30 protein-coding genes are annotated in these 26,718 nt (G+C 44.7%); 18 read left to right on the plus strand and 12 right to left on the minus strand.

What is annotated here, in order from left to right; all coding sequences use genetic code 11:
- Positions 1-4: 4 nt before the first annotated feature.
- From KO537_RS20235 to KO537_RS20275, 9 genes are all read right to left on the minus strand, one after another.
- Entirely contained in the window at positions 5-1,210 is a 1,206-nt protein-coding gene (locus tag KO537_RS20235; protein ID WP_219235557.1) for a nucleoside transporter C-terminal domain-containing protein, read from the minus strand.
- Entirely contained in the window at positions 1,207-1,758 is a 552-nt protein-coding gene (locus tag KO537_RS20240; protein WP_219235559.1) for an NAD(P)H-dependent oxidoreductase, read from the minus strand. The genes KO537_RS20235 and KO537_RS20240 overlap by 4 nt, the downstream gene beginning before the upstream one ends.
- Before the next feature lie 390 nt (positions 1,759-2,148).
- A complete protein-coding gene (gene flhA, locus KO537_RS20245) occupies positions 2,149-4,230 on the minus strand; it encodes a flagellar biosynthesis protein FlhA (RefSeq protein ID WP_219235561.1) in 2,082 nt (693 codons plus the stop codon).
- 15 nt (positions 4,231-4,245) lie between these two features.
- The gene (gene flhB, locus KO537_RS20250) at positions 4,246-5,376 is read right to left on the minus strand and encodes a flagellar biosynthesis protein FlhB (protein WP_168825897.1); all 1,131 of its coding nucleotides are present in this window, start codon (positions 5,374-5,376) and stop codon (positions 4,246-4,248) included.
- A complete protein-coding gene (gene fliR, locus KO537_RS20255; RefSeq protein WP_219235563.1) occupies positions 5,373-6,152 on the minus strand; it encodes a flagellar biosynthetic protein FliR in 780 nt (259 codons plus the stop codon). The genes flhB and fliR overlap by 4 nt, the downstream gene beginning before the upstream one ends.
- Position 6,153: 1 nt before the next feature.
- Positions 6,154-6,423 carry a flagellar biosynthetic protein FliQ gene (locus KO537_RS20260; protein WP_006083412.1) on the minus strand — a complete coding sequence of 90 codons (270 nt, stop codon included), beginning with the start codon at positions 6,421-6,423 and terminating at the stop codon, positions 6,154-6,156.
- 4 nt (positions 6,424-6,427) lie between these two features.
- A complete protein-coding gene (fliP, locus tag KO537_RS20265; RefSeq protein ID WP_219235566.1) occupies positions 6,428-7,162 on the minus strand; it encodes a flagellar type III secretion system pore protein FliP in 735 nt (244 codons plus the stop codon).
- The gene (locus tag KO537_RS20270; RefSeq protein WP_131523384.1) at positions 7,159-7,518 is read right to left on the minus strand and encodes a FliM/FliN family flagellar motor switch protein; all 360 of its coding nucleotides are present in this window, start codon (positions 7,516-7,518) and stop codon (positions 7,159-7,161) included. Before KO537_RS20270 ends, fliP begins: the two co-directional genes overlap by 4 nt.
- Entirely contained in the window at positions 7,511-8,392 is an 882-nt protein-coding gene (locus tag KO537_RS20275) for a FliM/FliN family flagellar motor C-terminal domain-containing protein (RefSeq protein WP_219235569.1), read from the minus strand. Before KO537_RS20275 ends, KO537_RS20270 begins: the two co-directional genes overlap by 8 nt.
- Positions 8,393-9,430: 1,038 nt before the next feature.
- Here KO537_RS20275 and KO537_RS20280 point away from each other — a divergent pair.
- The 7 genes from KO537_RS20280 to KO537_RS20310 are packed head-to-tail and all read left to right on the plus strand — an operon-like array spanning position 9,431 to position 16,240.
- Positions 9,431-10,741 carry a sigma-54 dependent transcriptional regulator gene (locus KO537_RS20280; RefSeq protein ID WP_168825891.1) on the plus strand — a complete coding sequence of 437 codons (1,311 nt, stop codon included), beginning with the start codon at positions 9,431-9,433 and terminating at the stop codon, positions 10,739-10,741.
- Between the two features lie 28 nt (positions 10,742-10,769).
- The gene (fliE, locus tag KO537_RS20285; RefSeq protein ID WP_113940834.1) at positions 10,770-11,108 is read left to right on the plus strand and encodes a flagellar hook-basal body complex protein FliE; all 339 of its coding nucleotides are present in this window, start codon (positions 10,770-10,772) and stop codon (positions 11,106-11,108) included.
- A gap of 12 nt (positions 11,109-11,120) precedes the next feature.
- Positions 11,121-12,797, plus strand: coding sequence for a flagellar basal-body MS-ring/collar protein FliF (gene fliF, locus KO537_RS20290; protein WP_219235570.1), 1,677 nt, complete (start codon positions 11,121-11,123; stop codon positions 12,795-12,797).
- Positions 12,798-12,813: 16 nt separating this feature from the next.
- On the plus strand, positions 12,814-13,800 hold the full coding sequence (locus tag KO537_RS20295; protein ID WP_049821660.1) for a flagellar motor switch protein FliG: 987 nt from the start codon (positions 12,814-12,816) through the stop codon (positions 13,798-13,800).
- Positions 13,800-14,510, plus strand: coding sequence for a flagellar assembly protein FliH (gene fliH / locus KO537_RS20300; RefSeq protein WP_219235572.1), 711 nt, complete (start codon positions 13,800-13,802; stop codon positions 14,508-14,510). The genes KO537_RS20295 and fliH overlap by 1 nt, the downstream gene beginning before the upstream one ends.
- A complete protein-coding gene (locus KO537_RS20305) occupies positions 14,488-15,837 on the plus strand; it encodes a FliI/YscN family ATPase (protein WP_113940831.1) in 1,350 nt (449 codons plus the stop codon). The genes fliH and KO537_RS20305 overlap by 23 nt, the downstream gene beginning before the upstream one ends.
- A complete protein-coding gene (locus KO537_RS20310; RefSeq protein ID WP_173247927.1) occupies positions 15,815-16,240 on the plus strand; it encodes a hypothetical protein in 426 nt (141 codons plus the stop codon). The genes KO537_RS20305 and KO537_RS20310 overlap by 23 nt, the downstream gene beginning before the upstream one ends.
- Before the next feature lie 85 nt (positions 16,241-16,325).
- Here KO537_RS20310 and KO537_RS20315 read toward each other — a convergent pair whose 3' ends face one another.
- The 3 genes from KO537_RS20315 to flgA all read right to left on the minus strand — a co-directional run bounded on the left by KO537_RS20315 (position 16,326) and on the right by flgA (position 17,881).
- The gene (locus KO537_RS20315; protein ID WP_173247924.1) at positions 16,326-16,781 is read right to left on the minus strand and encodes a flagellar protein FlgN; all 456 of its coding nucleotides are present in this window, start codon (positions 16,779-16,781) and stop codon (positions 16,326-16,328) included.
- Complete coding sequence (flgM, locus tag KO537_RS20320; RefSeq protein WP_113940828.1) at positions 16,774-17,055, minus strand: flagellar biosynthesis anti-sigma factor FlgM; 282 nt, start codon at positions 17,053-17,055, stop codon at positions 16,774-16,776. Before flgM ends, KO537_RS20315 begins: the two co-directional genes overlap by 8 nt.
- 100 nt (positions 17,056-17,155) lie before the next feature.
- Positions 17,156-17,881 carry a flagellar basal body P-ring formation chaperone FlgA gene (gene flgA, locus KO537_RS20325; RefSeq protein ID WP_251071169.1) on the minus strand — a complete coding sequence of 242 codons (726 nt, stop codon included), beginning with the start codon at positions 17,879-17,881 and terminating at the stop codon, positions 17,156-17,158.
- A 108-nt stretch (positions 17,882-17,989) separates the two neighbouring features.
- Here flgA and flgB point away from each other — a divergent pair, with 108 nt between their 5' ends.
- The 11 genes from flgB to flgL are packed head-to-tail and all read left to right on the plus strand — an operon-like array spanning position 17,990 to position 26,707.
- Positions 17,990-18,340 (plus strand): flagellar basal body rod protein FlgB, encoded by a 351-nt coding sequence (gene flgB / locus KO537_RS20330; protein ID WP_113940826.1) that lies wholly within the window; start codon positions 17,990-17,992, stop codon positions 18,338-18,340.
- Positions 18,341-18,348: 8 nt separating this feature from the next.
- A complete protein-coding gene (flgC, locus tag KO537_RS20335) occupies positions 18,349-18,765 on the plus strand; it encodes a flagellar basal body rod protein FlgC (protein ID WP_113940825.1) in 417 nt (138 codons plus the stop codon).
- 2 nt (positions 18,766-18,767) lie between these two features.
- Entirely contained in the window at positions 18,768-19,430 is a 663-nt protein-coding gene (locus tag KO537_RS20340; protein ID WP_113940824.1) for a flagellar hook capping FlgD N-terminal domain-containing protein, read from the plus strand.
- A 22-nt stretch (positions 19,431-19,452) separates the two neighbouring features.
- Complete coding sequence (gene flgE, locus KO537_RS20345) at positions 19,453-20,655, plus strand: flagellar hook protein FlgE (protein WP_113940823.1); 1,203 nt, start codon at positions 19,453-19,455, stop codon at positions 20,653-20,655.
- 14 nt (positions 20,656-20,669) lie between these two features.
- Complete coding sequence (locus KO537_RS20350) at positions 20,670-21,404, plus strand: flagellar basal body rod protein FlgF (RefSeq protein WP_219235574.1); 735 nt, start codon at positions 20,670-20,672, stop codon at positions 21,402-21,404.
- A gap of 11 nt (positions 21,405-21,415) precedes the next feature.
- Positions 21,416-22,201, plus strand: coding sequence for a flagellar basal-body rod protein FlgG (flgG, locus tag KO537_RS20355; protein WP_219235576.1), 786 nt, complete (start codon positions 21,416-21,418; stop codon positions 22,199-22,201).
- Positions 22,202-22,211: 10 nt separating this feature from the next.
- Positions 22,212-22,874, plus strand: coding sequence for a flagellar basal body L-ring protein FlgH (gene flgH / locus KO537_RS20360; protein ID WP_113940821.1), 663 nt, complete (start codon positions 22,212-22,214; stop codon positions 22,872-22,874).
- Between the two features lie 14 nt (positions 22,875-22,888).
- Positions 22,889-24,001: a flagellar basal body P-ring protein FlgI gene (locus KO537_RS20365; protein WP_219235578.1), complete on the plus strand. Its 1,113-nt coding sequence runs from the start codon at positions 22,889-22,891 to the stop codon at positions 23,999-24,001.
- Entirely contained in the window at positions 24,001-24,408 is a 408-nt protein-coding gene (locus KO537_RS20370) for a rod-binding protein (protein WP_219235579.1), read from the plus strand. The genes KO537_RS20365 and KO537_RS20370 overlap by 1 nt, the downstream gene beginning before the upstream one ends.
- Complete coding sequence (gene flgK, locus KO537_RS20375; protein WP_113940818.1) at positions 24,405-25,778, plus strand: flagellar hook-associated protein FlgK; 1,374 nt, start codon at positions 24,405-24,407, stop codon at positions 25,776-25,778. The genes KO537_RS20370 and flgK overlap by 4 nt, the downstream gene beginning before the upstream one ends.
- Positions 25,779-25,789: 11 nt before the next feature.
- Positions 25,790-26,707: a flagellar hook-associated protein FlgL gene (gene flgL / locus KO537_RS20380; protein ID WP_173247918.1), complete on the plus strand. Its 918-nt coding sequence runs from the start codon at positions 25,790-25,792 to the stop codon at positions 26,705-26,707.
- Positions 26,708-26,718 lie beyond the last annotated feature (11 nt).

Raw genomic sequence — 26,718 nt, forward strand, 5'->3', positions numbered from 1 at the left:
AAACTTAGATAAACAAACTGACAATTGCAGCATTCATCAAGTTTGCTAACGTCGCCGCTAGCAGTACTTTCATCCCGAGCTGACCAATCAGTCCCGCGCGTTGCGGTATCATTTGACTCAGGGCGCCACACACCATGGCCACTGAGCCGATATTGGCAAAGCCGCAAAGGGCAATGGTCATAATGGCATTACTACGTGCAGAGAGTTCCACATTGCCCATATTGGCGAAGGCAACAAACTCATTCATGGCGATTTTTTGCCCTAGGAAGGCGCCGGCAGTGCTTGCTTCAGCCCATGGAATACCAATCAACCAAGCTACTGGCGCAAACAAGGTGCCGAGGATCATATCTACGGTTAAGGTTGGCATGCCAAACAGTTCACCAATCGCGCCTAATCCGCCGTTCAACAATGCCATGAGGCCAATACAGGCAATAATGACTGCGCCGACGATGGCAGCGATTCCCATACCAGCAATAGCGCCTTTGGCTATGGCATCAATAAAGCTGCTGGGCTTTTCATCATCGGGTAATTCTGGCACTTCATTAACGGTTGGCTCGGTTTCTGGGATAAGCAACTTAGCGAACATCAAACCAGCTGGAGCTGACATAAAGCAAGCCATAATCAGATAGTTAAGCGCAACGCCCATCCCCGCAAGGCCCGCTAAAATGGAGCCAGCAATCGAAGACAATCCGCCAACCATTACCGCAAAAATTTGCGCGCGGGTGAGAACGCGGTGGTAGGGCTTGATCAGTAACGGTGCTTCGGTTTGGCCGAGAATAATATTGCCCGCCGCATTCATTGACTCCGCCCGTGACGTGCCGAGTACCTTTTGCAAGCTGCCGCCAATAATTAACACAAACCACTGCATAATGCCTAAGTAGTACAGCAAAGAGGTGAGTGCGGCAGTAAAGATGATTTGTGGTAATACCTGTAACGCCCAGACAAAACCTATGCCTTCAACGCTGAAATTGACTAAGCTGCCAAAGGCAAATTTGATCCCTTCAGTACCATAACCAAAGACTTTGCCTACAGTATTTGATACGGCCAGCAGTACATCGGCACCGATCTTGGTTGCCAGCACAAAAAAACCGAGCGCGATGATAATGCCAAATGCACCGATAACGGCGCGCCAGCTGATCAAACGGCGGTTCTCAGAAAACAGCAAACCTATGCCTAAGAGTACAAGAATGCCAAGGATGGACTGGATCATACTGAGTGGTCCTTATATGAATTAATGGCTGCAATCACACGCTCAGCGTGGGCCTTTGCAAGGGAAAGGGTGTTGGATTTGTTACCACCTTCGGCGGCAGTGGAGTTCATCTCAAAGCTAATAATGGTATCGATAATCTCGACAGCGGCTGCGCGAAATGGGTGTTCGTAAGCTTGTTGGTATACGTTAAAGGGGAAAAAGTTAAAGCCTGTTTCGCTGTAGGAGTCCTCAGTCGCCCCCGCAGTGATAGAAAACAGGACAGGTTTACCTTGGAGCTGGCTACCATTAGGGCCAAAGGCAAAACCATAGGTAAATACCTCATCAATCCAATATTTGAGCACGGCGGGGTAGGTGCTCCAATAGAGCGGGAATTGCACCACAATCACATCGGCATCGAGCAACTGTTGCTGCTCCGTGGCGGTATCCCCATCAAACTGAGCCACTGAATTGATACGCCAGCTCGGTTGCTCAGCCTCAAGGGCAAGTATGCAGGCATTGGCCACAGACTGGGTTAAGTTGGGGTGCCCGTTTAGCACGAGTATGTTCATTAGCTAGCTCCTGAGAGGAAACGGTGCCGCCATGCAGCCAAAACCAGAGGCTCAAGCACCGAGTTACGAAGTCATGGCGTGGATTATAGGGAGGGAAGGGTGAATACAAGAGGACATTTGTCTCCTAGCACCTGATGCAGCTCATACTATTGTGAAAATTTGATTAACATATCGATGTAAAAATGAATGAAGTGATAAGCGCAATGTCGGGTCATACCGAAATGCTAACGTTTATTAAGCGCTCAGCTCTGCTCCTAATCTGTTCATCCTGACTGCATGAAATAGTGCACATTGCATGTGGCACCAATGTCGAACGCTGGTTAGCATTCTGTCATTGATGCTTTTTGCACGATGAAAACTTAATAAAGCGATAGGGCTTAATGCGTTTGATTACCCGAGTTGTCCCGCAATCATAAGTTCTTTTGTTTCAGGGACTTCATTATAGGATAAAACATGAAGTCCGCGGGCGAAGGCTAATGCGTATCGCGCGAGGAAAGGCCTGAGTTGTGGAGAAACAAGTAGGATAGGGTTATAGCCTTTCTCTTTTGTCTCCGCGAGTAATTGGGGCATTCTTTGTTGTAGCTGCGCCAGTAGATTAGGTTCGATAGGGAAACTATCCAATGCAACTCGGCCCTGTTGCTGCGATTGATTTAACGCTGTCATTAAGGTTTGTTCTAATTCTGCGGTCAGCGTAAGTACATTCAACTGCGGACTGCTGCCTGCGATTTGATGCAAAATACTATTGCGTAAAGCGCAGCGCACATCGGCGGCGAGTAGAACGGGATCTTTGGTTTGCTCGCTGCATTCCAGCAAGGTCGTTGCTATGGTGCGTATGTCTTTTAGCGGCACTTGCTCTTTGAGTAACAAGCGGAAAACTTTGAGTAACTGAATGGGGGTTAAACAGGTACTGAGTGATTCCGCCAGTTTGGGGGCTTGCTTACTGAGCCTGTCAGTTAATTGCATAATATCATCATGTTGCAATAATTCAGGCAGTGATTCGCGCAATAACTTACTGACATGAGTGGCAATGATAGTGGCATTATCGACGACCGAATAACCTAAATTGAGTGCTTTGGCTTTTAGTTCAGGCGTAATCCAAATCGCATCCATTTGGTAAGCGGGTTCCTTGGTTAAAATCCCATCAATTTTACCGTAAACAGGACCACTTTTTATTGCGAGCAGCAGGTCAGGTTCTAGTTCGGCGATAGCCACTTGAGTGCCCATAAAGTTAATTTGGTATGCATGTGGTGCTAAGGCTAGATTGTCGCGCACTCTCACTTCCGATAGCAGAAATCCGATTTGTTCTGAAAGAGTACGTCTGATCCCTGTTAGGCGTTTTTGTAATTCTGCTCCTTTGGTTTTTTCGACTAGATGAACCAATCTATAGCCTAATCGTACTTCGATGATGTCGGTAAAAGGCAGGGATTCCCAGCTTGGCGCTGAAGGTTCTGTCAGGCTGGTTTCTATGAGTTCTTCAGTTTTCTCTTCAGTAAAGGAGGCCTTATTCTGGTTTTGTTTCCACGCCGCAAAGCCTAGTAGTATTGCAAAAGATAAAAATACCAGTGCTGGCATGCCTGGGGTGATACCGAGAATCGCCATCACAATGGCTGCAGTGGCTAAGGTTCTCGGGTTAGCCAGTAACTGTCGACTCAATTGGGTCGGCATTTCTTCTGCGTCGGATACCCTAGTCACAATAATTGCGGCAGCAGTGGCGAGTAGTAATGATGGAATTTGTGCAACTAGGCCATCACCAATGGTTAATAACGCATAGGTTTTAAAGGCTTCTGTAGCACCCAGATCATGCATAAAGATGCCTATGCTGATCCCGCCAATAATGTTGATGGCTAAGATCAAGAGTCCTGCGATGGCATCCCCTCTCACAAATTTTGAGGCTCCATCCATGGAACCATAAAAGTCTGCTTCTCTGGCGACATCTTGGCGACGTAGGCTGGCTTGTTCGTGTGTGAGTGTGCCAGCATTGAGATCGGCATCGATCGCCATCTGTTTACCCGGTAGGGCATCCAATGTAAATCGCGCCGATACCTCAGAGATCCGCTCGCCACCCTTAGTGATTACAACAAAGTTAATAATCATTAGAATTAAGAAGATAACCGCACCGACGACATAGTTTCCGCCAATAACGACTTCACCGAAGGCTTGGATCACTTTACCCGCAGCATCGCCTCCTTCATGACCTTCAATGAGTACTACGCGCGTCGATGCAACGTTTAAGGTCAAACGCATTAAGGTCGCAAGGAGCAATAAGGTTGGGAATACAGAAAACTCTAACGGTCGCCTGATCGAGACGCTCACCAGCAGCACCATGACGGCAAGGACGATGTTAAATGTAAACAAAATGTCCAGTAGCCATGCAGGCAGCGGTAAAATCACCATCGCCAGAATAGCGAGCAGCATGACTGGAATGCCGATATAGCTGTAATTTCCTGAAAAGGTGCGAGAAAGCCAATTCATAGGTTAAGCAATCCTTTAATCGTGACGTAAATTAGGGGGAATAAAAAAATGTGGTAAAGGCTCAGGTTTCTGCTGTAAGCCCTTACGAGATGCTTTTATTTGCATGACATAACTTAATACGTGCGCTATGGCGATAAAAAGGGCACTGGGTATCTGTTGATCGACTTGCGTTGAATGATAAATAGCCCGCGTGAGCGGTGGGATATCAATAATTTCAATATCATGTTTTTTAGCGAGTTCTCGCATATAGAGGGCGAGTTCTTCGGTGCCTTTAGTGATGACGTAAGGCGCATCCGCTAAGTCAGGATTGTATTTTAATGCCACGGCATAGTGAGTGGGATTAACCAAGAGAACATCCGCTTTTGGAATGGTGGTATCTGCCCGAGAGCGAGCCATTCGTTGCTGTATTTGGCGGATTTTAGCTTTAATCTCTGGCTTACCTTCTTGCTGGGTATGCTCGTCTTTGACCTCTTGGCGTGACATACGTAATTCTTTGCTGTTATGCCAATATTGGTAAGGCACATCAATAAAGGCGATCACGAGCAGCCCAGTACCAAGATAAAACATGCCTTGCGACAGTAGATTGATGCCATCACGAACCGCTTCATCAATAGGGCGTTGATTGTAGCTAAGTAGTTCTTGTAAGTGACCATTCAAGAAAACCAACATAATTCCGATCAGTAACACAATTTTTAGGCATGACTTGAGTAACTCAACAAGAGATTGAGCGGAAAATATTCTTCCGACACCGGCAAGGGGATCGATACGACTGTACTTAAAATTAGCATTTCCAAAATTAAATATCGGCCCCCCAGGTAAGGCTCCTGCAACTGCGGCCAACAGAGCAACCATGATGAATAGTGGGCCTAAGATGCTTAGCATTTCGACTAGGCTGGCGCCAAGATGGCGCATCATGATGTCTGGTTGATCTAACTCTGCCCGCGTGAGCAGCATATTGTATTTAGCTAATCCACTGACTCTCGTCGCAAACCAATCCGCATTACTGGTCAGCATCGCAGAGCAACCAACGACCAGTGCTGCGGAGGCAAGATCTTTAGAGCGTGGAACTTGGCCTTCTTCTCTCGCTTTACGCTTTTTCTGCGGTGTAGCTTCTTCTGTTTTATCTTGTTGGGGCGTTTTACTCATGAGATCCCTCCGATAAATTGGTACATGGCAGTTAATGCGTCTAAGCACAGATTACTGTAACGAGTTGGAATGCCGCTTAACGAAAGGAAGACGCAAATCAAGCCCATCAACAAGGTCATGGGAAACCCGAGCGAGAAGATGTTTAATGACGGCGCAGCGCGGCTTAATACACCAAAAGTGATGTTAACCATTAACATGGCGAGTACTGCGGGTATGGCGAGCATCAGCGATGCAGCAAATAGCCAGCCCATTCGACTAACCAATCCCATTAGCGGTAAGTCAAAAATCCCATTTCCAATTGGCCATAAACGAAAGCTATCAACAATGATGTTGAGCCCGACTAAATGACCGTCAAGAGCCAGAAAAATCAATGTACCAAAGATTTGTAACCATTCACTGAGAATGGGGTTGGTGTCGCCATTAGCGGGATCGTTCATCACCGCCATCGCTAGACCCATCTGCATCGACATAATAGTGCCAAGCATGGTCATCACATGGATTAAAATGGTTAAAAATAGCGCGAGCATGAATCCAATCAGTAGTTGCTCTATGGCTAAAAATAATGATCCAAGCGAGAGCGCATCGACAGCGGGAACGGGTGGCAGCATAGGTGCAATAAGCGCTGCAATACTTAAGGCAAGAAAAATTCTTACTGTTGCAGGCACATAGGAATTACCTAACAAGGGCATTATCATAAATGCCCCCATGATTCGGCAGAATGGCCACCAAAGGCTGCCGATTAACATGCTGAGTTCGGTTGAGGTGAGGGAAAGCATATCAACCGATAATATGAGGAATATTCATAAACAGCCTGTCAAATAAATCACTTAGCTGTTGTATGAGCCAATGGCCTGAAAACAGAACCATAAGTAGAGTAATGATAAGCCTTGGCAGAAAACTCAAGGTTTGTTCATTGACCTGTGTCGCAGCCTGAAATACCGCAACGATTAAGCCTAAAATGAGTCCCGGTGTCACCAACACAGAAACCATGATGATGACGAGAAACATTGAGTCAGCAAAGAGCGAGGTCAGTTCATTGATGTCCATCTAGCTACCCAAAACTTGCGGTTAAGGTGCTTACCGTCATAGCCCAACCATCGACTAATACAAAAACCATCAGTTTAAATGGGAGAGAAATAATTAACGGTGACAACATCATCATCCCCATAGACATGAGGACACTTGCGACAACCAAGTCGATAACTAAGAAAGGTAAGAAAAGTAAGAAGCCAATTTGGAAAGCTGTTTTGAGTTCACTCAGTACAAATGCGGGCATAAGGACAAAAAAGGGGACTTCCTCTGCTGCTTTCATGTGTGTGGGTTCGTTAGCTATTTTCAGCATTTGCTCAAGATCAGTTTCCCTTGTCTGCGCCAGCATAAATCGAGTTAAAGGGACTTTGGCTATTGAGACAGCCTCCATCAATTCGATCTTACCTTGGTCATAGGGCAAATAAGCTTCCTTATAAATTTTGTCTCCCACTGGGCGCATAATAAAGATAGTGAGTACTAATGCTATCCCAACAAGCACTCGGTTAGGGGGACTTTGTTGTAGTCCGAGAGCTTGTCGGAGAATTGCTAATACAATGATAATACGAGTAAAACTGGTTAGCATCATCAGCATGATGGGCAAGAAACTAATGGCCGTCATGAGCGCTAAAATTTCGAGTTTAATGTTAACTGCTTGACTGTCTTGAGCGCTATCCAGTGTGAATAAGGTCAGTCCTTCCGATGCGAGGGCTTGGGGAGCAAACAATAGAATCGCCAGTAACAATACCCGAACTATCATTCGTTACTTGTCCCATCGAGAGTAATGCTCTCTATTTCCAGCAAACGTACGCCATATCTGCCAGCCACTTCTACGACTTCCCCTCTTCCTAATAGTGCTCCATTTACTCTGATATCCAGCGGTTCACCCACCATACGGTCGAGTGCGATAACATCACCTTCTCCCATACGATTTAGTTCGCCTAAAGACATTTCAGCACTGGCCAGTTCGAGAGTAACTTGAACAGGAAGTTGTTGAAAAAAATTATTATTTTTCAATTTACGGTTATGGGTGTCCGGCTTTGAAAATGCTCTCTCAGAGAAAATGTCGTCCTCTAATAGAAAATCATCATCCGATAAAATAGATTGTTCAGCCAATGTCATGCTCCTCATGCTGATAAATATCTTGGGTCAATTTCGCTACCATCTGTCCTTCATGACTATGCACTGAGGCATGAAATAGCGGTGTGTTTCCGATTGATAACAAGGTTTTTGGATAGAGATTAATAGGTAAAATATCCCCTGTTTTTAATTGGCTGAGTGATTGCACCGGGATGCTATGTTGCCCTAATGTCAGCTGCATTTTTATGGGGAGACTTTTTAGCCAGACGGCAAGTTTTGCGGGTAAATCCGCAGATACTTCAGATTTCTTAGGCTGTTCGGCCAGATGCCCCAGTAAATGCTCAGTTAAGCAAAAGAGCATTGGAGGGGTTAGTGGGCCATTGGTAAAATTGAACGACCATACTGCCGATACTGCGAGTGGCATATGGCCTTTTATGAGCTCAACTTCAAGATCATTGGTTTCGATCGTGCTATTAGGTAGCTCCACCACCACGGAAAGTAGCAACTTTTTGGCTAACCTAAATTCAGATTGGCTGGGGTTTCTCAAAGGAGAACTTAATGGTGTTGAGGTATTACCGTAATAATTACTCGCCAATTGATCGAGCGTACAGCGATCAATTCTCCAATAACCGAGGGTATTTTGATGATGTTTTAATACAAACCATGAATAGCAATGTTCTGGAACGACATGTGTTCTAGGTTCTGTTAACGTTGACCCAGAAACAGCGGGATGACCCTGTCTTAGTAGCGGAGATAGGATATTATTTATGGCATCGATAAGTGGACGATGTAGCTTTTCTAGCTGTTGCAATAATCGCGTTCTCGCTAGCTTTTCTTGAACTAGCATAATAGGTCTAATTATTTCATTGGAATTTGATTTTATAAGCCTAGCTTTCGCCGTCGTCTTCATTGTTCTTCCTATTAAACGTGTTTTTACTACTAGAATGCTGCTTGGCTACCTCCGTGATTCAGTTGGTGCATAAAAAACATACACAAACAGAGTGCCTAAATATTTATTTCTTTATCGTTAAGGATTAATGAATTTCTTAAAACAGTTAAGCGTTGAACTTTAGGTTCGACTCTGTTTTAAACGACGAGGATGATAAGTTAATAAGGCTTAAGTATTCAATAATAATTATAAGAAATGCTGAAATATATGTGAATAGAATTGTAGGGGAAAGTTGGTTGTGAACAAAATGTTTGTTTTGAGATTGTGTAAGAAGATATTAATGCTTTAGGTTTTGCATTTTAGCGTCAATAAAAAGGCGGTTAGATATTATTTTGACATTTGTCGACATTTTGGCGGGCAATATTTATGTCAGCATTTACATATTGATTATTAATGATGATATTGTGTTGTAAATCTGTTTGTCTTTGATTTTCATTGTTTTTTGTGCGCTATAGTTTATGGTTTATTTAATGTTAAACATTGGTGGTTAAATTTTTTCACTATTTTAAAAGTATCGATGGTGCATTTTTATCATTGTCATATATTATTTTACAAATATATTTGGTATAAGTCAGTCCTAAGTTATATGCATCACTTTTTTGCGGTTTTTCTTTTAGACCTTTCATGGTTGATAGCAATTGATTCATATAATTCGGTGATACCTTAAACTTTGTTGCTGGTCACATTTCTTATCGATGATTGCACTAGAACACGTTTTAACCTTATTTAGTTGAGGGCATATCCTTAGCCATTGTCAATGTGGATACTCATTGTGTGTAGTTCTCTATCGCTGGCTTTGATATTACATGCGGAAATATATCTTCCGCATTTCGCTTCCGCATTTGTTTTTATTGTTCTTAATGGCTTGAGTTATTTATTGCTCATTCATCTAGATGGATAAGTAAGTAGTAATAGATTTTATATACACTCAAACACAAAGACTTATGGGTCTAAATTAAGGTGTTATTTAATGTACTGTAAACGAAAGGGAGTTAGTGAGTGGGTGGCCTAAGTATACGGATTGAAGGGTTAAACATATCTGCGGAACTTGCATGCAAAATAACACATGAGGATTTTTATCTGTGGAGTGATGCAATGGAATTACCTTGGCTCACTATCGTTAACTTATCGGATTGTAGTCCTTGTGATGTGAAGTCCTATCTTGCCCGTTTTCCTGGCCGTAATATCGTCGCGTTATTAGCACCAGAGCAAGGTGAGTTGGCAGCCGCAGCAATGCGAGCTGGCGTACAGGATTATCTATTAATTCCCGTAGAAACTGAGCAGTTACTTGCCTCAATTCAACGATTACACCGTTTAGAGTTACCTGATTCTAGTTTGGTTGTCGCGGCTTCTGTTAGTCGACAATTGTTGATGTTGGCCCATCGCGCCGCAACCACTGAGGCCAGTGTTTTATTATTGGGTGAAAGTGGTACTGGTAAAGAACCGCTTGCTCGTTATATTCATCGCCACTCCTCCCGTTCACATAAGCCTTTCGTTGCGATTAACTGCGCTGCCATCCCTGAAAGTATTCTAGAGTCCGTTCTCTTTGGGCATGTCAAAGGTGCCTTCACTGGTGCCATTTGTGATAAGGCAGGAAAATTTGAGCAGGCCAATGGCGGTACTTTATTACTCGATGAAATTGGTGAAATGCCCTTGCCGTTACAGGCGAAGTTACTTCGGGTGCTACAGGAGCGTGAAGTCGAAAGACTCGGTGGTCAGCATGTTATACCACTGGATATCAGAGTCATTGCCTCTACCAATCGCGACTTAAGACAAGCCGTGGAGTTTGGACATTTTAGGGAGGATTTGTTCTATCGATTAGATGTTTTACCTCTGAAAATTAAGCCTTTAAGAGAACGAAAGGCTGACATCCTGCCTCTAGCTGAACATTTCTTAAATTTATATGGCCAATCTGATTGCTCAAGTCGCTGTTATTTCAGTGAGCACGCAAGGCAAGTGCTCGTGACCTATGATTGGCCCGGAAATGTAAGAGAGCTAGAGAATTGTATTCAACGTGCATTAGTGATGCGTAGAGGTCAGGCGATTCAAGTTGCGGAACTCGGGTTAAACATTCAAGAAGAGATGCTTGAGTTGGAGCCTTTAGGCGCCTCAGATGGGCTTAAAGCGTCAAAACAGCAGGCAGAGTTTCAATATATTATTGATGTACTTAAACGTTTTAATGGGCAACGCACATTAAGTGCAGAGGCGCTAGGGATGACGACTAGAGCCTTAAGATATCGCCTCGTCCAAATGCGTGAAGCGGGTATTGATATTGAAATGTTATTAGAGCAAGCGGGTCGAGCAGCTTAGAGCAATCAAAAAGTAATAGGAATGGAATATGTCTAATGGAGCGATTGTTAGCTCAAATATGTTAATGGAAACCTTAAACATTCATCGTGAAGTGGCTAAAGGGGCGATCAACATCACTTCAAACCCTGCCGATAATGGTATGGCTTATGGGTCATTCACTGACTTGATTAAGAGTAAAGTTTCTGCCGTTAACCAAGATCAGAACCAATCCTCTATGGCGATGGCTGCTGTCGATAGTGGAAAAAGCGATGATCTCGTCGGTGCTATGGTGGCTTCGCAAAAAGCCAGTTTGTCATTTGCGACTATGCTCCAAATTCGTAATCGTCTTGTGCAAGCATTTGACGATGTAATGAAGATGCCTATTTAAGGAATTGTGTGAATGTCTACCACTTTTGTTCAATCAGGTCAGGATATTACCGGGACTGAATCTTCGTCAGGATTCATTGCTGGCATGACCCAAAAATGGCATCGTTTTAACCGTGGTGATCGTCAAGTTATCGCCTTAGCTTTACTTGCGGTGGTTGTCGCCAGTGTCATAGTGTTGATGTTATGGACTGCTACTGCAGGGTATCGACCTTTATATGGCAGCCAAGAAAATGTCGATACCTCTCAAGTGTTAAATGTCTTGGATGCAGAAGGCATTGATTATCGCCTCGAGGCAAATACTGGGGCAGTCTTCGTTGCAGAAGAGCAAGTCGGTAATGCGCGTATGCTTTTGGCCGCAAAAGGGGTAAAAGCGAAAGTACCTTCGGGTATGGAGGCACTCGACAATACCGCGCTCGGTACGAGCCAATTTATGGAACAAGCTAAGTATCGCCATAGTTTAGAAGGTGAATTAGCTCGCACTATCATGTCGTTAAAGTCGGTCCGTGCCGCAAGAGTTCATTTGGCGATACCTAAACAAACTTTGTTTATCCGTCAGGAGCCTGAACTGCCGACGGCTTCCGTCATGCTGCAGCTAGACCCGAATACTCGACTCTCTGAAACACAAGTTGAGGCTATTGTTAATTTGGTTGCTGGCAGTGTGACTGGACTAACGGCCAGTAATATCAAAGTTGTCGATCAAGATGGTCGATATTTAAGTGAGAACATTTCAGGCAATCAAGACCTTAGCCAGTCTAGAAACAAGCAGTTACAGTACACGCGTGAACTTGAGAATAGCTTAGTGGCTAATGCCGCCTCTATGCTCGAGCCTGTGCTTGGTCAAGATAATTTCCAAGTGCGGGTGACTGCAAAAGTAAACTTCAATCAGGTGGAAGAAACTAAGGAGTCACTCGATCCGCAAAATGTCGTGACTCAAGAGCGTACGAGTGTCGATGATTCAAGTAATAGTATTGCCGCGGGAATTCCCGGAGCTTTAAGTAATAAGCCACCCCAAGCAGGCAAAGAGGCGACGAATGATAAGACCCGTAATTTGAAGCAGGAAGAAAGTCGTCAATATGACGTTGGTCGTTCTGTGCGTCATGTTCGTTATCAACAAATGCAGCTCGAAAACCTCTCAGTTTCAGTGCTTATTAATAGTGCTACGGGTCAAGGAGCATTTAATGAAGAGGCTCAACTGGTTAAGTTTGGCAATATGGTCAAGGATGCCATCGGCTTTTCGGCGGCGAGAGGTGACAGTTTTACCATCAATGCCTTTGAGTTTACCCCAACTGTTACAGCGGAATTTACGCCGTCACCTTGGTGGCAATCAGAAAATTACCAAGCTTATTTACGCTACATCATAGGTGGCATCCTTGGCTTTGGACTTATTTTGTTCGTATTAAGGCCGCTGGTTAAGCACTTGACCCGAACCGCTCAAATTACTGCGCCTAGAATTGAGCCCGTTGCATTAAGTGCCGCTTCCGCTGCTGCACTCGATGGGCATTCCGCCGAAACTTTACCAAATCAAGCACATCAGTTACCGAGTGCCGACTGGCTAGGCAGTCAGGGTTTACCCGAGCCCGGCTCACCTTTGACCGTTAAAATGGAGCATTTAGCCTTGCTCGCAAACAAAGAACCCGCGCGTGTTGCAGAAGTGATAGCTCATTGGATAGGCGATAAAGACGGTGAATAATTCAATCGAAATTAAGATGGACAATTACGCCCAAGCGGCCATGTTATTACTGAGTATGGGAGAAGAAGGTGCTGCCATGGTCATGGCGCATTTGGATCGTAACGATGTGCAACACTTAAGCCATAAAATGGCGCGGTTATCGAGTATTACCCAGCAAGAAGCCGAGGCAGTACTCAGCCGTTTTTTCCAACGCTATAAAGAACAATCGGGTATCGCCAGAGCCTCACGGTCCTATTTACAAAAGACACTCGATATTGCTTTGGGAGACAGAGTTTCTAAAAGTCTTATCGATAGCATTTATGGTGATGAGATTAAAGTGCTCGTTAAGCGCCTCGAATGGGTTGACCCCCAATTACTTGCCCGTGAAATCACCCATGAGCACTGCCAGTTGCAAGCGGTATTGTTGGGATTATTACCACCAGAAAGTGCCGCTAAAATCTTAAAAATGTTGCCTAGTGATAGCCAAGATGAGGTGCTCGTTCGTATTGCGCAACTTGGCGAATTAGACCGCAACGTTGTTGAGGAACTGCGGGAGCTGGTTGAGCGCTGCATGTTGATGGCAATGGAGAAAAGTCACACGCAAGTGGCGGGTGTCAAACAGGTTGCCGATATCCTCAATCGCTTCGAAGGCGATAGAGAACAACTGATGGAAATGATCAAACTCCATGATAAGCAGATGGCGATCGATGTCACCGATAATATGTTTGACTTCATTATTCTTGGGCGACAAAAGCAAGAAACGTTGCAGACCTTATTAGGACAGGTACCTTCTGAAACCCTATCGTTAGCATTAAAAGGCATTGATTTTGAATTAAAAGATGCCTTGCTCAATGCCTTGCCTAAACGTATGTCGTCAGCGATTGAAACGCAAATAGAAGCGTTAGGTGGTGTACCTGTTAGCCGAGCGAGTGGGGCGCGTAAAGAGATAATGGAACTGGCGAAGCAATTAATGCAAGAAGGTGAAATTGAATTGCAGCTATTTGAAGAACAGGTCGTTGTTTAATGGAAAACAAGCATTCTCGTTGGCGTCTAAATACCAATCTCGCTCGTCGTTATCGTTTTCCTGCATTACACGATGCGGTTGAATCAAATTCCGATGTGGGCAGCGATTTTCAAAGTTATCAACAAGCATTCGATGAGGGTTATGACGAAGGTGTTATTCAAGGTAAGAGTGCGGGTTATGAGGCTGGCATAGAAGAAGGGCGCATTGCTGGACATGCAGCTGGTTTCCATCAAGGTCGGTTAGATGGGCAGTCAGCGGGTAGAGCATCCATCGATGAGCAGCTCAACAGTTTACTTGTACCGCTAGGTGCCTTGAGAGAACTACTCGAAGACGGTCATGCAAAGCAGGTTCGTGAACAGCAAAATTTGATCCTTGAATTAGTACGCCGAGTGTCACAACAAGTGATTCGCTGCGAGCTAACCCTGCAGCCACAACAAATACTTAAACTCGTTGAAGAAACCTTGAGTGCGTTGCCCGATGATCAAGCGGATATCAAAATCCATTTAGAGCCGAGTGCCGTGACTAAATTAAAAGAGCTCTCGGAAGATAAAATCCGTGGCTGGAATCTCATCGCTGATAGCAGTATTTCAGCGGGCAGTTGTCGAATTGTGAGTGATAAATCCGATGCAGATGCTTCAGTCGAGACACGACTCGATGCTTGCATGAAGCAGGTTGAAACCAAGTTGAATGAGGCTGAGATTGGAGTCTGATGTATTTCATGACGATTGGCCTCAGGTTCCAGTTGCAAGGGTTTATGGACGTCTCATTCGAGTCAATGGTCTATTGCTTGAGGCTGTTGGCTGTCAGCTTGGCATGGGGGATCGTTGCCAGATTGAAGGGCGAAATGGTCGTTTAATTGAGGCTGAAGTCGTTGGCTTTCATCGGGACGTATTGTGCCTTATGCCGATTGAGCCTACACAGGGCTTGATGCCAGGTGCCAGAGTGCTGCCTATTACGGATGAGCAAACAATTGCTATTGGTGATGGTTTGCTTGGCAGGGTGCTTGATGGACTTGGACAACCACTCGACTTATTGGGTGATTTAACCGGTGTTTCACAAGTCCCGCAATCTCACACGAGTTACAACCCTTTGCTGCGCCAGCCTATTCGGCAGCCGCTAGATGTCGGTATTCGCGCCATCAATAGTTTGTTGCCCATTGGTAGAGGCCAGCGACTCGGGCTCTTTGCGGGCTCTGGTGTGGGTAAGAGTGTGTTATTAGGCATGATGACTCGTTTTACTGAAGCAGATGTCGTGGTGGTTGGCTTAATTGGTGAGCGTGGCCGTGAGGTCAGGGAGTTTATTGAAGAAACACTCGGTGAAGAAGGGCGTAAACGGGCTGTGATTATTGCAGCCCCTGCAGATACCACACCGCTGATGCGATTACGTGCAATGCGGTTATCCCACTCCATTGCCTGTGCTTTTAGAGATCAAGGTAAGCAAGTGTTGCTATTAGTCGACTCATTGACTCGTTATGCTCAGGCACAGCGTGAAATCGCCTTGAGTTTAGGTGAGCCTCCAGCAACCAAAGGCTATCCGCCATCGGCGTTTGCACAGTTACCTAGACTGGTGGAAATGGCGGGCAATGGTGAACATCCGACGGGAACGCTAACCGCGTTTTATACCGTATTGGCCGAGGGTGATGATCAGCAGGATCCTGTTGCAGATGCAGCGAGAGCTATTTTAGATGGCCATATAGTGCTAAGTCGTAAATTGGCCGAGCAAGGACATTTCCCTGCGATTGATCTTAATGCGTCAGTGAGCCGCTTAGCCATGCACATAGCGACCTCTAGCAGTATTGAACAGAGTCAGATCTTTAGACATCTTTTGAGTCGTTACAATGAGGTCAGAGACTTATTACCTTTAGGTGGCTACCAAGCGGGCCAAGATCCTGAAATGGATCTTGCTGTGCGAGTGTATCCAGAAATGGCACGATTTTTACGCCAGACTACACACAGTAAAGTTAATTTGGCTGAAAGTTTAGTGCAATTGGAACAGTTGATGGGAGTTATGGGATATGAGCCAGCGTCATCTCTCTAAGTTACGTGTTCAAGCTGAAAAGAAATTAGCGCAGTTAGGGCAAAAACGCGATGATTCCAGCCTAAGCGTCCAACTAAATCAACAACAAAATCAAGCCTTAGCCCAAATGATATTGACTTATCGTGGTGCGAAAGAGGGCTCAAATGTTTTGCTCTGGCAAAATTCCGCAAGTATGGCGCAAGTGTTAGAGCCTATGCGGGTGAAGTTAGCTCAAAAGGAGGTCTTTCTACAACAGGAACAGCTGCGTATTGATCGCCTATGGCGTAAGCAATTAGGGCGTCAGCAAGGTTTGAAGTGGCTTGAAAAACAAACACGTATACAAGAACAAGCACAAGTGGCACGTCGTGAACAGGCTGTTGTTGATGATATGGCGGGTTTCTATTACAAGAATAAAGGCCAATAAGCGCTGTGTCATTACAGCTGAGAGCCACCTTTTAAACTATGTCCCATTAGCGAGGGCTTTGGTAACTCTCAATAATTCAGTTTGATTAGCGTTTGGTACCGTAATCAATTTCATGGTGTTGGCCATCTTGATTCAGGATACGGTTAATCGTTTCTTGCTGTATTACGAGCAATCTGCCGTTGGTTTCATTGGCTGTTTGGCTATCTTTAACTAACAGCTGCAAGTTGTCCCATGACATTTTTATTTGCGGTCTTAGGTGATCAGGTAGCGCCGTGATTAAGCGTCTCATGCCACTATTGTCACTATTAAAACCTAGTGTCGCGAGATTTTCGCTTCGCTGTTTGGCTCTCAAAGCCAACTTGTTACACAGTGCAGTTTGACGCTCGTTATGGGCTAAGAGCGCATCATTATCCCTGCGTTGCATTAATTCACGTTGGTGCTTAAGCATTGATTTTAATTGACTATATCCCTCAAGATCTTGACGAATATCGCGAATTAAACTTTGAACAAGTTCGCGCTTATTTACTTGACTATTATCCATGCTGTATCAATATCTTATCTGCAATTTTATCTAAGCTCAGCTCAAAGCTGCCATTACTTAAAGCCTGACGTATAGCAGCAACTTTATCTGTGTCAACGTCGGAGATGGTATGTAACTCTTTCTGGGTTTGTTCTAACAATTGCCAGTCGTGACTAATATCTTGTCGTGTTGGCGTTGATAGATTTTCTGATTCAACGGGCTTTCTGGGCGTATTAGCGCTCTTACTCGTGCTGAACTCAGTGCTCAAGGCACTGCTAATTTTATTAATTTCCATAGATGTTCATCGTCATAAATGGCTAGATATTAGATATAGGCGACCTAAATAGGATAAATCTAAAATAAATTTTTAAATTTATCCTCAGGTGACCTGAATGTTAAAAACGGGTTTCAACTCTCCCCTTAGCTATGGGGTAGGCGGTAATGATTTTCCCTGAACTACTATTCCTCACTCTAATGGCATCACCTTGTTTACCCGCATCCATAGCAATCCCAATCATATTGGCATAAAAGGTGGCACTGACTGCTTCAATAATCACTTCATCTCCTATGCTCACGAGTTCTGGTGCACTTAAATTGCTTGCTCTTATGGGTTTGTTTTTGATTATTTTTCTGGCAACCGCTTGCCCTAAAATGTGTTTTTCATCAGTAATAATGTCTTGATCTGACGCAGTTAAGGGCAACATTTGCCATTGTAGATTTTCTGATGTGACAACTTCATCTCTCTTAAGCGTTTTGTTGGCAACAGGAATGTAGGCGCTGAGAGCAACCTTGGCACGAACATAGAGTGACCAGCCTTCAGAGGCACAGCTTATTTTTCGTTGGATCCGACCGAATGGGAGCCCTTTAGCAGCCTCGACTTGGAGCGCCGTGCTACACGTTTTTAGCTTGGCTGTGCTGGAAGGAATGTGCAGTGTGATTTTTTTGCTGACTTTTTTTATCTCTTGCGATTGTTGCCACTTAGCTATCTCTGCGGCTACGGAGTTTGTCATTTGCTGAGATATTTGTTCTGTCGCCGTGATCTTCCCTTTCGCGTGCACATTGAGCGGAAGTAACCCTATGCTCAGTAAGAAAGTGAGGGAAAAGAACTTTCCGTATATCAATAGCGATTTCATTTAACCAACTGTTTTATATGAATAAGTATATTGGCATGCTAATTGTAAGCTGCTCGACCATCTAAATTAATTACGCATACAGTACTAGGAGTTGAGATGGCTATCAACCTTGATAAAGCATTAGGAATACATCCTCAGACACTCGATTTTAGAGTGGAGAGAAGCAAGGTATTAGCGAGTAATTTAATCAATGCCGAAACTCCGGGGTACAAAGCGAGGGATTTGGATTTCAAAGCGGCCATGAAGCAAGTTGAAGCAGGTATGCAGATGAATCAAGAGTACAGCCTCGCTTATCGCATGCCTTATCAAAATTCTGCCGATGATAATACCGTGGAACTCGGTAAGGAACAGGCAAGATATTCACAGAATGCGATGGATTATCAAACGAGTTTGACATTTTTAAACATGAAAATAGCCGGTCTAAAGTCTGCTATTGAAGGTCGTTAGGAGCCTGTATGTCATTTGGCGATATTTATCAAATAGCGGGTGCTGGCATGAATGCTCAGACCATACGTTTAAATACGGTCGCGAGTAACTTAGCTAACGCTGGAACTGCCGCCGAAAACCCTGAGTCGGCCTATCGAGCATTAAAACCCGTATTTGCGACTATTTACGATGCGACTCAACAAGGTGCGATTGGTGCTTCGATTGAAGTGAGCGACATAGTCCAAGCGGATGCCCCATTGGATATGCGTTATGAGCCGAATCATCCCTTTGCCAATGAACAAGGTTATGTTGCCTACTCTAATGTGAACACGATTGAAGAAATGGCTGACATGATGGCGGCAAGTCGTTCATTTGAAACCAGTGTTGAAATCATGAATCGTGCGCGTTCTATGCAGCAAGGTTTATTGCAACTAGGGAATAAATAGCAATGGAATTGGCTCGCTCTGGTAACAACTCGATTCAGAATCCTGCAGGTGCATTAGCGGCTCCAGGGAATGATGCTGCGTCATTAAAGAATGAATTTATGACCTTAATGATCGCGCAAATCAAGAATCAAGATCCCACTAAACCGCTTAACAGTGCTGAGTATATCTCTCAATTAGCGCAGTTTTCGCAGGTCGAAAGCTTAGAGGGAATGCGGAAGAATCAATCAAGCCAAATGGTCATGATGGAAAATTTGGGCATAGTACAGTCGGCATCTTTGATTGGTAAGAATGCCATGGTGCCTGTGTCTGAGTTTCAGCTCGATGGTGAAGCGGTTGAAGGCAAAGTGTATTTAGAGAATGCAGCTGAAGGCTTAGATCTTGAAATTATCGATGCACAAGGTCAGGTTGTTAGCACTATTCAACTCGGTGCTCAGGATGTTGGTGATGTTCGGTTCTCTATCGATCCTGCTGAGCTGGGGTTGTCTGCAGGCCAATATGAAATCAAAGCTAAGGCGACACTAGGTGAAAATAGTTTAGTTGCGCCAACGTATATTAAGGCACCGATCGAGAGAATCCATTTCTCCAGTGCATCCGGCATGATGATGGCTGAAATGGGCCATGGTGTTGGGGTTGTTTCTGTGCTCAATATTTCTGAAGTTTCGTAAATTATTTTTATAGGATATTAAGATGTCATTTAACATAGCTTTAAGTGGTTTACAGGCGACGACTCAAGATCTCAACACTATCAGTAATAACATTGCTAACGCATCGACGAGTGGGTTTCGCGGTGGCCGTAGTGAATTTGCATCCATTTATAATGGTGGTCAGGCGGGTGGCGTTGGCGTGATGTCAACGAGCCAAAACTTCTCTAAAGGTGGCAGCTTAACTTATACCGGTCGTCAGCTTGATATGGGGATCCAAGGCGAAGGCTTTTTTGTTCTCAAGGGGAATGATGGCGGTGCCATGTATGCTAGAGCAGGGATGTTCCATAAGGACAATCAAGGCTTTATAACCGATCCAGTCGGTAATCGTTTACAGGGATATTCTGTGAATGCGACGGGAAGATTGCAAACTGGCAATGCAGGTGATTTACAGGTACAAACGGCTTCTTTAGCGGCCAAAGCCACAACGAATGTCAGCATGGTTTCAAATCTCGATGCGAGAGTCGATGTTATTCCTCCAGCGGTCCCAGCCGTGCCATTTGATCCTAAAAATATTGATAGTTATCACTCTATTGGTACCACTAGTGTCTACGACTCTTTGGGTACTGAGCATGTGGTGACTCAGTATTATGTAAAAACAGCGCCGAATGAGTGGACGGTTAATTACACTCTGGATGGGACTCTTCTGCCAGACCAAACAACATTAAAATTTGATTCAAAAGGCATTTTAGATCCAACTACGACAAAGGATACCTTCGACCTTACATTGGGTAATGGGGCATCACCGCTTAAATTTGATATCAATTTTGATAAAAGCACTCAGTATGCCGCCAAATATAACAACTCCAGCTTATCTCAAGACGGTTACACCTCGGGTGAATTGAAAGGCGTGCGTCTGGATGACAATGGCATGTTGTATGGCACTTATACTAACGGCCAAGATCAATTACAGGGTCAGGTCGTCCTCGCAAACTTTAGTAATCCCAATGGTTTATCTGCCGTGAGTAACAATGCTTGGGTGGCTACAAATACCGCTGGGCAAGCGATTATGGGGGCGCCATCTACAGGCACTATGGGCACTGTTACGGGGGGGTATTTAGAGGGCTCGAATGTGGATACTACCGCTGAAATGGTTAACCTCATGTCGGCACAACGTAATTATCAATCTAACGCCAAAGTTCTCGATGTGAACTCGACTATGCAACAAGCATTACTTAATGCCATTTAAGAAGAGACACTGACATGGAGAAGATGCTTTATACCGCCGCCAGTGGTGCAGTTCGTATTCTTGAGGCGCAAAGTATTCGCGCGAATAACTTGGCTAACGCTGAAACTGCAGGATTTAAAGCCGACCTTGAGCGCGTTAATGCCGTGCCTTTAGCTGTTCAAGGTAATAGTTTGAACACAAGGGTTATGGCACAGACTGAGAGTAGTGGTTTTAGCCAGCAAAGTGGGGTGATCAATCCTACGGGCCGTTCATTGGATTTAGCGATCCGCGATCGTGGCTTGTTCAGTGTGGCTGTTGACGGTGTTGAAGCATACACCCGTTCAGGTGCAATTGAGACAAATGCCGAGGGGCAACTGACTATCGATGGTCGGCCAGTATTAGGCATTGATGGCCCAATAACCCTGCCTGAGCATAAAGATGTCTTTGTGGGTGAAGACGGCACCGTCAGTGTTTTACCCTCAGAAGGCGGGATCATTGAGGAAGTGGGTCGATTAAAGCTAGTGAATCCTGACTTTGCCTTAATGCAAAAAGGGCAAGATGGGTTGCTCTATCGTCGTGATGGCCAAGCAGTGCCACAAGATGAAGGTGTGTTAGTGGATAGTGGCTTCCTTGAGTCGAGTAACGTGCAGGCCGTGTCAGAGCTTATTGCATCTATGGATTTGAGTCGTCAATTTGAGATTCAAGTTAAGTTAATGAAAAGTGCAGAAAAGCTGGCCGAGGCTGGTAATCGTCTGCTGGGCAATGTTTAAGGATTATTGGTATGCAATCAGCGTTATGGGTAAGTAAAACCGGCCTAACAGCACAAGATACGAAAATGACTGCGATTGCCAACAACTTGGCAAACGTGAATACCACAGGTTTTAAGCGTGACCGTATTGCGTTTAATGATCTGTTTTATCAGGTTCAACGTCAGCCAGGTGGACAGGTTGATGCACTGAATAATCTGCCATCGGGTCTGCAATTAGGTGCAGGAACGAGAGTCGTTGGTACTCAAAAAATATTCACTACTGGGGATATGCAAAATACCAGTCAGCAGTTGGATTTAGCGATCGAAGGTCATGGTTTTTTCCAAGTAGAAGAGCCAAATGGCGATCTTGCTTATACCCGTGACGGTCAGTTTTATCGCAGCAGCGAAGGCATGATGGTCACATCACAAGGTTTACCTTTAGTGCCTAATATCGTGATCCCTGAAGATGCGCTAACCGTTACTATTGCCAACGATGGTGTAGTCACAGCGAAAATGGCGGGTGAAGCTGAACCTCAAGATTTAGGTCAAATCACGCTTGTTAACTTTACTAATCCAGCAGGGTTAGAAGCTCGAGGTGACAACCTTTACCGTGAAACGGCTGCATCGGGTGTGGCGGTTGAAGGTGTGGCGGGTGATCAAGCTTTAGGTGCTTTAAGACAGGGTGCGCTAGAGGGCGCAAACGTCAACGTGGTGGAAGAAATGGTCGAAATGATTTCCACGCAGAGAGCATATGAGATGAATGCCAAAGTTGTGTCAGCCTCAGACGATATGCTCAAGTTCCTCAATCAATCGGTTTAGAGAGGCAATCATGCGTTGGTTATGGTTTTTATGGTTTGCACTGTTATCGGGTTGTATGTCGCATATTCCAGATAAGGAGACTAAACCTGGCACTAAAGAGTGGGCACCGCCTGAGATTGACTACAGCCTGCCAGATGCAAAGGATGGCAGTCTTTATCGTCCCGGTTTCATGTTGACACTTTTTAAGGATAAACGTGCTTTCCGTGAGGGCGATATTTTAACCGTCGCGTTAGATGAAAAAACCTATTCGAGTAAGAAAGCGGATACCAAGACCAACAAAGAACAAGATATGGGTATGGGGCTTGCGGGCAATATTGGTGATAAAACGGCCAATGCTGACGGTAAAACCTCTTTTTCGAGAGGGTTTAATGGTGCAGGCTCAAGTACACAGCAAAACCAGTTATCAGGTTCAATCACTGTAACTGTTTCTAAGGTTTTACCTAATGGTACCTTGTTGATCCGTGGTGAAAAATGGCTGCGATTGAATCAGGGCGATGAGTATTTACGCTTACTTGGCATTATACGTGCTGATGATATAGGTAATGACAATACGATATCGTCGCAACGTATTGCCGATGCCCGAATTATCTATGGTGGTCAAGGCGCTATTGCTGACAGTAATGCTATGGGATGGGCTTCTCGCTATTTCAATAGTCCATGGTTCCCGCTCTAGCAAAGGATATTTTGATGCTACGTTGTTTATTATTGTTACTTTTGGCTACTGGTACACTGCAAGCGGAAGAGCAAAGCCGCTACTTGATGGATATTGTCGATGTGCAAGGTCTGCGTGATAACCAACTCGTGGGTTATGGCTTAGTCGTCGGGTTAAATGGGACGGGTGACCGCTCTCAAGTTAAATTTACCAGTCAATCTGTCGTCAATATGCTTAAACAGTTTGGTGTACAGATTGATGATAAAACCGATCCTAAGTTAAAGAACGTCGCCGCTGTTGCTGTGCATGCGACTATTACATCTCTGGCGAGCCCAGGACAATCCTTAGATGTGACGGTTTCATCCCTTGGTGATGCAAAAAGTCTTCAGGGCGGAACCTTATTAATGACGCCTCTTAGGGCTGTCGATGGTGAGGTTTACGCGGTAGCGCAGGGCAACTTAGTTGTTGGCGGTATTTCTGCCGCCGGTCGTAATGGATCATCTGTGACTGTGAATGTGCCAACTGTTGGCACTATCCCCAATGGTGCCTTACTTGAGGCACCAATCAAAAGTAACTTTAGTGATAATGAAGACATCATATTAAACCTTAAGGATCCCAACTTTAAAACCGCCCGAAATATCGAACGGGCTGTGAATGAACTATTTGGACCCGATGTTGCACGTGCGCAAGATCATGCCAAGGTTCTGATACACGCGCCTAAGTCGAATCGAGAGCGTGTGACTTTTATGTCAATGCTTGAAGAACTCAAGATTGACCAAGGTCGACGTTCACCTCGAATCGTGTTTAATAGCCGCACGGGCACTGTGGTATTAGGGGGCGATGTTGTGGTTCGTAAAGCCGCTGTGAGCCATGGCAATCTGACAGTGACTATTGTTGAACGGGAAAATGTGAGCCAGCCTAATGGCGCTTATCTTGGTAATGCCACAGGGGAAACCGTGGTAACTAATGATAGCCAAGTATTAGTCGAGCAAGGTAACAAACGTATGTTTGTTTGGCCTGAGGGCACGGCAATTGAAGAAATCGTGCGTGCCGTAAATAGCTTAGGTGCGACACCAATGGACTTGATGGCAATTCTAGAAGCTTTGGCGGAAGCGGGCTCTTTAGAAGCTGATTTGGTGGTGATTTAATGAAAGTTGAAAATACGGGCGGTTACTTAAATAAGCTGAATGCTGATGATTTGATTAAGGCGAATGGCGAGCAAGGTGCACTTAAATTAGTCAGTCAACAATTTGAGGCGCAGTTCCTGCAAACGGTACTTAAGCAAATGCGCTCAGCCACCGATGCTATGGCCGATGAAGATAATCCTTTAACCTCCAAAAGCAATAATAGCCTTTATCAAGATTTACATGATGCGGAATTGGCCAGTCGTTTAAGCCAAGTCAATGGTATGGGCTTGGCTGACGTGATGACTAAGCAGCTATCACGTTCATTTCAGTCTGAGAAAGATCCGGTCGCCTTTGATCCTCAACAGATGACAACAACAGCGATGCAGCCTGCACTTATTATGCGGCCCGTTGTGAAGGATTTTAAATGAGCATGTTGAACATTGGTAAGTCTGGCTTATTGGCAAGCATGGCCGCATTGAATGCAACCTCAAATAACGTTGCTAATGCTATGGTTGCAGGCTATTCACGTCAGCAGGTGATGTTAAGTTCAGTTGGTGGCGGTGCTTATGGCTCCGGCGCGGGCGTGTTTGTTGATGGTGTTAGACGGATCTCTGATCAATACGAAGTCGCGCAGTTATGGCAAACCACGAGTGCTGTTGGTTTTTCTAAAGTGCAAAGTAGTTATTTGCGTCAGGCTGAACAAGTATTTGGTGCCGAAGGGAATAATATCTCAAAAGGCCTAGATCAATTATTCGCCGCCCTTAATTCATCTATGGAACAACCTAATCTCATTGCCTATCGACAAGGTGTACTTAATGAGGCTAAGGCCGTTGCCCAAAGAGTGAATGCAATCAACGACAATATTGATTCGCAACGTAATCAGATCAATGGACAGCTTGGTTCATCCGTTAAAGAGATCAACTCACAACTAAATATTATTGCCAGTTTCAACCGCGACATTCAGGCGGCGAGTGTGACAGGAACGATTCCCCCTGCACTGCAAGATAGTCGAGATGCTGCGATTGATGACTTAGCGGCGATTTTAGATATTCGGGTTGTTGAAGATAGCCAAGGCATGGTCAATATCTCGCTGGCCCGAGGTGAGCCGCTATTGACGGGAAATACTGCCGCTAAGTTAACGAGTAATCCCGATCCCACCAATCCTAAGAACGATTTGGTGACTATCCAATTTGGTGCTAGCCAGTTTAATGTTGATGAAACCGCTGGTGGCAGTTTAGGTGCCTTGCTTACGTACCGTGATGTGCAGCTCGCAGATTCGCAACAGTACATAGATGAATTAGCGGTCATGTTAGCGACAGAGTTTAATTCTATTCTTGCTTCTGGCACTGACTTAAATGGTGCGACACCGTCACAGGATTTATTTACTTATCAAGCTAATAACCCAGGAGGAAGCTTATCTCTAACGGCCGGTTTTACGCCTGATAAACTTGCCTTTGGTAAAGATGGTACCCAAGGTGATAACGCAAATTTAAAAGCTTTAGTACAGCTTGCGAATAAAGAGCTGAGTTTTACTAGCCTTGGCAGTAATACAAGCTTGGCGGAATCCTTCTCCAGCAAGGTTGGCCAGTTAGGTTCTGCTTCTCGCCAAGCGATTTCATTTGCTAAAACCAGTGTAGATTTGCAAAAAGATGCGCAGTCCCAATGGGCGAGTACCAGTGGTGTGAATCCCGATGAAGAAGGGATTAATTTGATCATCTATCAGCAGTCATATATGGCAAATGCGAAGGTGATTTCCACCGCAGATCAACTGTTTCAAACTATGCTTAGTAGCTTTTAAGGACTTTATTCATGCGTGTAACAATGCAAAATTTATACACTAACAATTTAAACAGTTTGCAGAACACGACCTATGATGTGGCACGTTTGAATCAAATGCTCTCTAAAGGTGTTTCAATACTATCGCCTTCGGATGATCCTATTGGTGTTGTTCGGGTAATGGATAACCAACGTGATTTAGCACTAGTACAGCAATATGTTAAAAATATCGATTCCTTAAGTACCAATATGAGCCGTGCTGAAACATATTTATCCAGCATGGTTGAGACGCAGCAGCGGATGAAAGAAATCAGTATTGCGACTAATAGCTCGAATCTCTCGAAAGAGGATAGAGCATCCTATGCTTCTGAAATGGAAGAACTCTTAAAGGGGTTAGTGGATAATATTAACGCCACTGATGAGTCGGGTAATTACCTGTTCTCGGGTAACGCGATTGAGAAAGCTGCGGTAGTTAAGGATACTGCTGGGCGATACGTCTACCAAGGTGATGCTAGCGAGAGAACGGTACAAACATCTAGCTCTTCATGGACTACGGCTAATATCACCGCCGAAAAAGTCTTGTTCTCCAATGCTGGTCAAGATATTTTGAATCAAGCAATGGACTACATTAACGTATTAAATGATCCAAGCTTATCACCAAGCGATCCTGCTTTTAGTGCGGCCGCGAGTGGAATACAAACAGCGTTAAGTGAAACCTTAGATAGCATAGGTGCTGCTATTACCGATTTCGGTGGCAAGCAAAATAATCTCGCGTTAGTTAAAAGCTCCCATGAAGAAATGGTGTTGTTTAGTAAACAAGTGATAGGTGAAACGCAGGAGCTCGATTATGCCGCTGCCACTGCCGAGTTCAATGTCAAATTAACCGCATTAAAAATTACCCAGCAAACTTTTGTACAGATAAGCCAGCTGTCCCTTTTCAATCATATGTAGGTAATGAGTTA

Origin of the sequence: Shewanella sp. NKUCC01_JLK, assembly GCF_019345615.1 — a bacterium.
GTDB lineage: Bacteria > Pseudomonadota > Gammaproteobacteria > Enterobacterales > Shewanellaceae > Shewanella > Shewanella oncorhynchi.